The organism is Streptomyces arenae (assembly GCF_022343545.1).
GTDB classification, from domain to species: Bacteria; Actinomycetota; Actinomycetes; order Streptomycetales; family Streptomycetaceae; genus Streptomyces; species Streptomyces humi.
The window spans coordinates 40,286-48,152 of sequence record NZ_JAKQYH010000001.1 but is presented as its reverse complement, the minus strand read 5'-3'; the positions used below and the strand labels follow the sequence as shown (position 1 = coordinate 48,152).

At 71.6% G+C, this 7,867-nt stretch carries 7 protein-coding genes; 4 read left to right on the top strand and 3 right to left on the bottom strand.

Features of this window, described 5'->3' with window-relative positions:
• From cysD to MB828_RS00125, 3 genes are all read left to right on the top strand, one after another.
• On the top strand, positions 1-726 hold a 726-nt coding region (gene cysD, locus MB828_RS00135; protein ID WP_301646356.1), incomplete at its 5' end, for a sulfate adenylyltransferase subunit CysD.
• 2 nt (positions 727-728) lie between these two features.
• Complete coding sequence (locus tag MB828_RS00130; protein WP_301646355.1) at positions 729-1,937, top strand: sulfate adenylyltransferase subunit 1; 1,209 nt, start codon at positions 729-731, stop codon at positions 1,935-1,937.
• A gap of 250 nt (positions 1,938-2,187) precedes the next feature.
• Positions 2,188-2,643 carry an ATP-binding protein gene (locus tag MB828_RS00125; protein ID WP_133029142.1) on the top strand — a complete coding sequence of 152 codons (456 nt, stop codon included), beginning with the start codon at positions 2,188-2,190 and terminating at the stop codon, positions 2,641-2,643.
• Here the strand turns inward: MB828_RS00125 and MB828_RS00120 are convergent.
• The 3 genes from MB828_RS00120 to MB828_RS00110 form a co-directional block, all read right to left on the bottom strand.
• Positions 2,603-4,039, bottom strand: a complete 1,437-nt coding sequence (locus MB828_RS00120; protein WP_301646354.1) for an amino acid permease — start codon at positions 4,037-4,039, stop codon at positions 2,603-2,605. The genes MB828_RS00125 and MB828_RS00120 overlap by 41 nt on opposite strands.
• 103 nt (positions 4,040-4,142) lie before the next feature.
• Positions 4,143-5,150, bottom strand: a complete 1,008-nt coding sequence (gene argF / locus MB828_RS00115; RefSeq protein ID WP_301646353.1) for an ornithine carbamoyltransferase — start codon at positions 5,148-5,150, stop codon at positions 4,143-4,145.
• A gap of 99 nt (positions 5,151-5,249) precedes the next feature.
• The gene (locus MB828_RS00110) at positions 5,250-6,473 is read right to left on the bottom strand and encodes an arginine deiminase (protein WP_301646352.1); all 1,224 of its coding nucleotides are present in this window, start codon (positions 6,471-6,473) and stop codon (positions 5,250-5,252) included.
• 183 nt (positions 6,474-6,656) lie between these two features.
• On the opposite strand from MB828_RS00110, the gene MB828_RS00105 reads away from it, so the two are divergent.
• Complete coding sequence (locus MB828_RS00105; RefSeq protein WP_301646351.1) at positions 6,657-7,793, top strand: SPFH domain-containing protein; 1,137 nt, start codon at positions 6,657-6,659, stop codon at positions 7,791-7,793.
• The last annotated feature ends 74 nt before the right edge of the window (positions 7,794-7,867 follow it).

Genomic DNA, 7,867 nt, shown 5'->3' with positions numbered 1-7,867 from the left:
CTGCTGCACGTGGACACCGGGCACAACTTCCCCGAGGTCCTGGAATATCGCGACCGCACCGTCGAGCGGCACGGGCTGCGGCTGCACGTGGCCTCCGTGCAGGACTACATCGACCGGGGAGTGCTGCGCGAGCGCCCCGACGGCACCCGCAACCCCCTCCAGACACTGCCGCTCACCGAGAAGATCCAGAGCGAGCGCTTCGACGCCGTGTTCGGCGGCGGCCGCCGCGACGAGGAGAAGGCCCGCGCCAAGGAACGGGTGTTCTCACTGCGCGACGAGTTCTCCCAGTGGGACCCGCGCCGCCAGCGCCCCGAGCTGTGGAACCTCTACAACGGCCGGCACGCCCCCGGCGAACACGTCCGCGTCTTCCCGCTGTCCAACTGGACCGAGCTGGACGTCTGGCAGTACATCGCCCGCGAGGAGATCGAGCTGCCGGAGATCTACTACGCCCATCACCGTGAGGTGTTCCGGCGCGGCGGGATGTGGCTGACGGCCGGCGCGTGGGGCGGCCCGAAGGACGGCGAGACCGTCGAGAAGCGCCAGGTCCGCTACCGGACCGTCGGCGACATGTCCTGCACCGGCGCCGTCGACTCCGACGCCGACAGCATCGAGAAGGTGATCGCGGAGATCGCCGCGTCCCGGCTGACCGAGCGCGGCGCCACGCGTGCCGACGACAAGCTCTCCGAGGCCGCGATGGAAGACCGCAAGCGCGAGGGGTACTTCTAGACATGAGCACCACCATCGACACCCTGCGTTTCGCGACCGCCGGTTCCGTGGACGACGGCAAGTCCACCCTCGTGGGACGGCTGCTGCACGACTCCAAGTCGGTCCTCACCGACCAGCTGGAGGCCGTCGAACGGGCCTCCGCCAGCCGCGGCCAGGACACCCCGGACCTCGCGCTGCTCACCGACGGGCTGCGGGCCGAGCGCGAGCAGGGCATCACCATCGACGTGGCCTACCGCTACTTCGCCACCCCGAAGCGCCGGTTCATCCTCGCCGACACCCCCGGCCACGTGCAGTACACCCGCAACATGGTCACCGGCGCCTCCACCGCCGAACTGGCGATCATCCTGGTCGACGCCCGCAACGGGGTCGTGGAGCAGACCCGGCGGCACGCGGCCGTGGCCGCCCTGCTGCGCGTCCCGCACGTGGTGCTCGCCGTCAACAAGATGGACCTGGTCGGCTACGAGCGGTCCGGGTTCGAGCGGATCGTCGCCGACTTCACCGCGGGGACCGCCGAGCTGGGGCTCCCGGAGGTCACCGCGATCCCGGTCTCCGCGCTGGCGGGCGACAACGTGGTCGACCGTTCCGCGCACATGGCCTGGTACGGCGGCCCGGCCCTGCTGGAGTTCCTGGAGAACGTCCCGGTCGCGGCGGACGCGGCCGACGCCCCGGCCCGTTTCCCGGTCCAGTACGTCATCCGGCACGGTGACGTCCGGCACTACGCGGGCCAGCTGGTCTCCGGTGCGCTCCGGGTCGGCGACCGGGTCACCGTGCACCCGTCCGGGGAGACCTCCGAGATCACGGCGATCGACGTGCTCGGCAACGCGGTCGAGGCGGCCCACGCCCCGCAGTCCATCGGGGTGCGCCTGGCCGACCAGCGGGACGTCGCACGCGGCGACATGATCACCGCGGGGGCACGGGGGCCCGTGCTCACTCAGGACGTCACGGCGGCCGTGTGCCATCTGGCCGACCGGCCGCTGCGGGTCGGCGACCGGGTGCTGCTCAAGCACGCCACCCGGACCGTCAAGGCGATCGTCCGGGACCTGGCGGGCGCCGGTGAGCTGACCGCGAACGACCTGGGGCGGATCACCCTGCGCAGCGCGGAGCCGCTGCCGCTGGACGCCTACGCGGTCTCCCGCCGCACCGGCGCGTTCATCCTGATCGACCCGGCGGACGGCGCGACGCTGACGGCGGGGATGGTCGATCTCGGCTGACCTGCCCGCGTGTGAGGTGCCCCCGGCGATCGCCGGGGGCACCTTCGTTTCACACCCGCGCGCGTCACAAGGTCACGGCACGTCAATAACGCGGTAACAGAGCAGGGGGATGTGCGAGAGGGCCGGCCGGCCGGGGTAAGCCCCCTGTTGCCGGGACGAAGGTCCCGTACGGGGGGCACCGACGGTCTCCGGGACGGGACCCGTACCATTCCTACAGTTGAAAGCAGGACAAGCAGTGATCGCCTGCGCCATGAACGGACCAGCCGTGTACGAACCGCCTTCCCCCTCCGCCGCCTCCTGGCGCGTCGCGCTGCCGCACACCGTCGCGGCCGTGCCGGTCGCGCGTGCCCTGGTGCGGTCGGCGATGGAGGAGGCGGAGCACGCGGCGGACGCCGACACCGCCGAGCTGCTGACGGCGGAACTGGTCGCCAACGCGGTGGAGCACACCGCGGGCAGGGGGCCGATAGAGCTGGTCGTGGAGCTGCTGCCGGGGGGCTGCAAGGTCGAGGTGCACGACCCGGACCCGGCGCCGCCCGGCCATCTCACCCGTCCGGTGATCGAGGAGCCCGACCCCATGCAGGAGGGCGGCCGTGGCCTGCTGCTGATCCGCGCGCTGAGCTCGTCCTGCGGACACCGCCCCACCGAGTCCGGCAAGGCGGTGTGGTTCAGGCTTCCTGTAGTACCGCGTCAGTGGCGTCCGGCGTGACGGCCGCCGCCGTGGCCAGCGTGGACCTCCGGCGCCCGTAGCCGAGGTAGACCAGCAGGCCCACGACCAGGAAGACGGCGAACTGGACCCAGGTCGTCCACCCGGTCTCGTACATCAGATAGAGGCAGAAGCCGACGCCCAGCAGGGGCACGACCGGGTAGAGCGGCACCCGGAAGGTGCGGGCCAGCGCCGGTTCGCGGCGGCGCAGGGCGAGCACCGCGATGTTCACCACGGCCATGATCGCGAGAGTGCCGATGGTGCACAGGTTCATCACCGCGTCCAGCGAGGCGAAGGCCGCCGGCAGCGCGAAGACGGCCGCGACGATCAGGGTGCCGGCCACCGGGGTGGCGGTCCGCGGGGAGACCTTCTCGAAGACGCGCGGGATCAGGCCGTCCCGTGACATGGACATCAGGATGCGGGTCTGGCCGTACATCACGGCGAGGACCACGGAGGCGATGGCGACGACCGCGCCGAAGGCGATCACCCCGCCGCCGATCGCGGACCCGGTGACCTCGTTGACGACGTAGGAGAGCGCGGCGGGACGGCCGGCGACCTGCTCGCCGCCGATGGCGCCGATCGCGGCGAGCGCGACCGCGCAGTAGAGCAGGGTGACCACGCCCATGCAGACGAGGATCGCGACCGGGATGTCCCGGCGCGGGTTCTTGGCCTCCTCGCCGGCGGTGGTGATCGCGTCGAAGCCGATGTACGAGAAGAACGCGGCGGTGGTACCCGCGCCGATGCCGCCGAGACCGGCCGGGGAGAACGGGACGAGGTTGCCGTCCTTGAAGGCGCTGAAGCCGATCACGCAGAAGGCGAGCAGGACCGCGAGTTTCACGGCGGCCATCGCGGCGGTGGCCCGGGCGCTCTCCCGCACCCCCCGCACCAGCAGGACGGCGGCCATGGCGATCACGATCACCGCGGGGAGGTTCACGATCCCGCCGTCGCCGGGGCCCGCGGCCAGCGCGTGCGGGAGCTGGAGCCCGGTGAGGCTGTGCAGCAGTTCGTCGACGTACTGGCTCCAGCCGACGGCGACGGCCGAGATCGAGATGCCGTACTCCAGGAGCAGGCACCAGCCGACCAGGAAGGCGGTGGTCTCGCCGAGACCCGCGTAGGCGAAGGAGTACGACGACCCGGAGACCGGGATCGCGCCGCCCAGCTCGGCGAAGGAGAGGGCGGTGAAGACGCAGGTGACCGCGGCGAGGACGAAGGAGACGACGACGGCGGGGCCCGCCTGGGCGACCGAGTCGGAGAGGCCGACGAAGATGCCGGTGCCGACGATCGCGCCGATGCCGAAGCAGATCAGCTGGAAGAGGCCCATGGTGCGGCGGAGGCCGTGGCCCGCGCGGTCGGCGCCGGATTCGGCGACCAGCAGGTGCGGGGACTTGATGCGGGGCATGCGGGTGGTGCTCTCTCTGGTGGTGCGGGTGCGATCCCGGGTTCGGTCGCGGTGGCGGCTCCGGCGAGGGGTGGTGCCGGGCCGCCGCAAAGGATAGGGCCGGTCAGGCGAGCGTGGCCACCAGGACCGCCTTGATGGTGTGCATCCGGTTCTCGGCCTCGTCGAAGACGACCGAGTACTCGGACTCGAACACCTCGTCGGTGACCTCCAGCTCGGTCAGCCCGTGCCGCTCGTGGATCTCGCGGCCGACGTCGGTGCCGAGGTCGTGGAAGGCCGGCAGGCAGTGCAGGAACCTGACATCGGGGTTGCCGGTGGCGCGCAGCACGTCCATGGTCACGGCGTAGGGGCCGAGCAGCGCGATCCGCTCGTCCCACACCTCCTTGGGCTCGCCCATCGACACCCAGACGTCGGTGGCGACGAAGTCGGCGCCGCGCACGCCCTCCTTCACGTCCTCGGTGAGCGTGATCCGGGCACCGGACGCGTCGGCCAGCCGCTGGGCGAGAGCGACGATCGTCTCGTCAGGCCACAGCACCCGGGGGGCGACGATCCGGACGTCCATGCCCAGCAGGGCGCCGGTGACGAGGTACGAGTTGCCCATGTTGTAGCGGGCGTCGCCGAGGTAGGCGAAGGCGATGCCGGTGAGCGGCTTGTCGGTGTGCTCGGTCATGGTGAGCACGTCGGCGAGCATCTGGGTGGGGTGCCATTCGTCGGTGAGGCCGTTGTACACGGGCACCCCGGCGAACGCGGCGAGTTCCTCCACGACGCCCTGGCCGTGGCCGCGGTACTCGATCGCGTCGAACATCCGGCCGAGGACCCGGGCGGTGTCCTTCACCGACTCCTTGTGCCCGATCTGCGACCCGGACGGGTCGAGGTAGGTGGTGACGGCGCCCTGGTCGGCGGCCGCGACCTCGAAGGCGCAGCGGGTACGGGTGGAGGTCTTCTCGAAGACCAGCGCGATGTTCCGGCCACGCAGGTGCTGGGTCTCGGTCCCGGCCTTCTTGGCCGCCTTCAGCTCGGCGGCCAGCTCGACCAGCCCGCGGAACTCCTCCTGCGTGAAGTCCAGCTCCTTGAGGAAGTGGCGGCCGGCGAGGGCGGTCGGGACTGTCGCCATGGGGGCGCTCCAGCGGTAGGGGTCGGCTTCAGGGACTATGGAAGTCTATACGATATTCCACATTTCTATACAGGCGCCGCCCGCCGTGCATGCGGTTCCTCACACGGCGTCCCGCTGGACCGGACAGCTCATGCAGCGCGGGCCGCCCCGGCCCCGGCCCAGTTCGCTGCCCGGGATCTCTATCACCTCGATGCCCTGTTTGCGCAGGTGCGTGTTGGTGGTGGAGTTGCGTTCGTAGGCGACCACGACCCCGGGTTCGACGGCGAGGACGTTGCAGCCGTCGTCCCACTGCTCGCGTTCGGCCGCGTGCACGTCCTGGGTGGCGGTCAGCACCCGGATCTCGCTCAGGCCGAGGGCGGCGGCGATCGCGCGGTGCATGTGCTCCGGCGGATGGTCGGTGACCTTCAGCTCCTTCTCGCCGACGCCGGGTTCGATGGTGTACGACCGGAGCATGCCGAGGCCCGCGTACTGGGTGAAGGTGTCGCCGTCGACCATCGTCATCACGGTGTCGAGATGCATGAAGGCCCGCCGCTTCGGCATGTCCAGGGCCACGATCGACTGCGCGGAGCCGGCCGCGAACAGCTTGTGCGCGAGCATCTCCACGGCCTGCGGGGTGGTGCGCTCGCTCATCCCGATCAGCACCGCGCCGTTGCCGATCACCAGGACGTCGCCGCCCTCGATGGTGGAGGGGTAGGCGGCCTGCCCCTCCGACCAGACGTGGAACGGCTCGGCGCGGAACAGCGGGTGGTGCCGGTAGATCGCCTCGAAGTGCACGGTCTCGCGCTGCCGGGCGGGCCAGCGCATGGCGTTGATGGAGACCCCGTCGTAGACCCAGGCGGAGGTGTCGCGGGTGAAGAGGTGGTTGGGGAGCGGTTCGAGGAGGAAGTCGTCCAGGTCCATGACGTGGAAGCGGACGGAGGTCGGCTCCTCGTGCGCGTCCAGGAACTCGCGCTTGGTCATGCCGCCGACCAGGGCCTCGGCCAGTTCCGGCGCCGGCAGCTTCTCGAAGGCGGCGCGCAGGTGGTCGGTGGCGAGCGGGCCGTACTCCTTCTCGTCGAAGACGCGGTCCAGGACGAGCGCGCGGGCGGCGGGGAGCTCCAGGGCCTCGGTGAGCAGGTCGCCGAAGAGGTGGACGGCGACACCGCGGTCGCGCAGGACGTCGGCGAAGCCGTCGTGCTCGGCGCGGGCCCGGCGCACCCAGAGGACGTCGTCGAAGAGGAGGGCGTCCTTGTTGCTGGGGGTGAGCCTTTTGAGCTCCAGATCCGGCCGGTGCAGGATGACGCGGCGCAGCCGCCCGGCTTCGGAGTCGACGTGGAATCCCATGACTCCATCCTGACCATCGAGGACCGTGTTCACCCCCGGCTCGGCCGTTTCCCGTCTTCTTGTTTTCGTCCCCTTGACGACAAACGCGACCAGGATTATGGTCATGATGACTCTAAAGATTGCCCAACAGGTGGATCCAGTTGATCCAGTTGGTTGAGTGGATTCGGAAGACGAGGGGGCCTCATGGCCGACATCACCCGGCGCCTGGGCTGGCGCCATCTGCGCGGGGCTCCGACGGCGCACATCCGGCACCACAGCTCCGGCAGGCTGGCGCACGAGGGATCCGGGCTGAGCTTCTGGTTCCGGCCGCTGTCCGCCGCGATCTCCGAGGTGCCGGTCGACGACCGCGAACTGGCGATGACCTTCCACGCCCGTACGGCCGACTTCCAGGACGTGGCGGTGCAGGCGACGGTCACCTACCGCGTCGGCGACCCGGCGGTGGCCGCCGCCCGCCTCGACTTCTCCCTCGACCCGGACACCGGCGTCTGGCGCGGCACACCGCTGGAGCAGCTCGGCACGCTGCTCACGGAGACGGCCCAGCAGCACGCGCTGGCCGTGCTGGCCCGCACCGCGCTGGCCGAGGCCCTGGTGGACGGGGTGGCGGCGGTACGGGAGCGGATCGCCGCCGGGCTGGCCGCGGAGCCCCGCCTCCCGGCGACCGGGATCGAGGTGGTGGCCGTCCGCGTGATGGCGCTGCGCCCCGAGCCGGAGGTGGAGCGGGCGCTGCGCACCCCGGCCCGTGAGCAGATCCAGCAGGAGGCGGACCGGGCCACCTACGAGCGGCGGGCGGTGGCCGTCGAACGGGAGCGGGCGATCGCCGAGAACGAGCTGGCCAGCCAGATCGAACTGGCCCGCCGCGAGGAGCAGTTGGTGGACCAGCGGGGCACCAACGCGCGGCGCGAGGCGGAGGAGCACGCGGCGGCCGACGCGGTCCGCGCGGAGGCGGAGGCAACCCGCACGGTGAAACTGGCGGAGGCGGAGGCGAAGCGGTCCGTGAAGCTGGCGGAGGCGGAGGCCGCGCGGTCCGTGAAGCTCGCGGAGGCCGAGGCGGCGCGGGCGGTGAAGCTGGGCGAGGCGGAGGCGGCGCGGGCGGTGACGCTGGCGCGGGCCGAGGCTGCGGCGGCACGGGAGGTCGGCGAGGCGCGGGCCGCGGCGCAGGCGGCCTGGCTGCGGGTGCACGGCGAGGTCGACGTGGCCACGCTGCACGCGCTCACGGGCAGCCGGCTCGCCGAGAACCTGCCGCGCATCGACAGCGTGACCGTCTCCCCGGACGTACTGACCGGCCTGCTGGCGAAGCTGGGATCGGCAGACCAGACATGAACACCCCCCGCCGTCCCCGCACCCCCCACCACACGCCACCACCACTTCCACCCCCCGACCACCGCCACAACCCC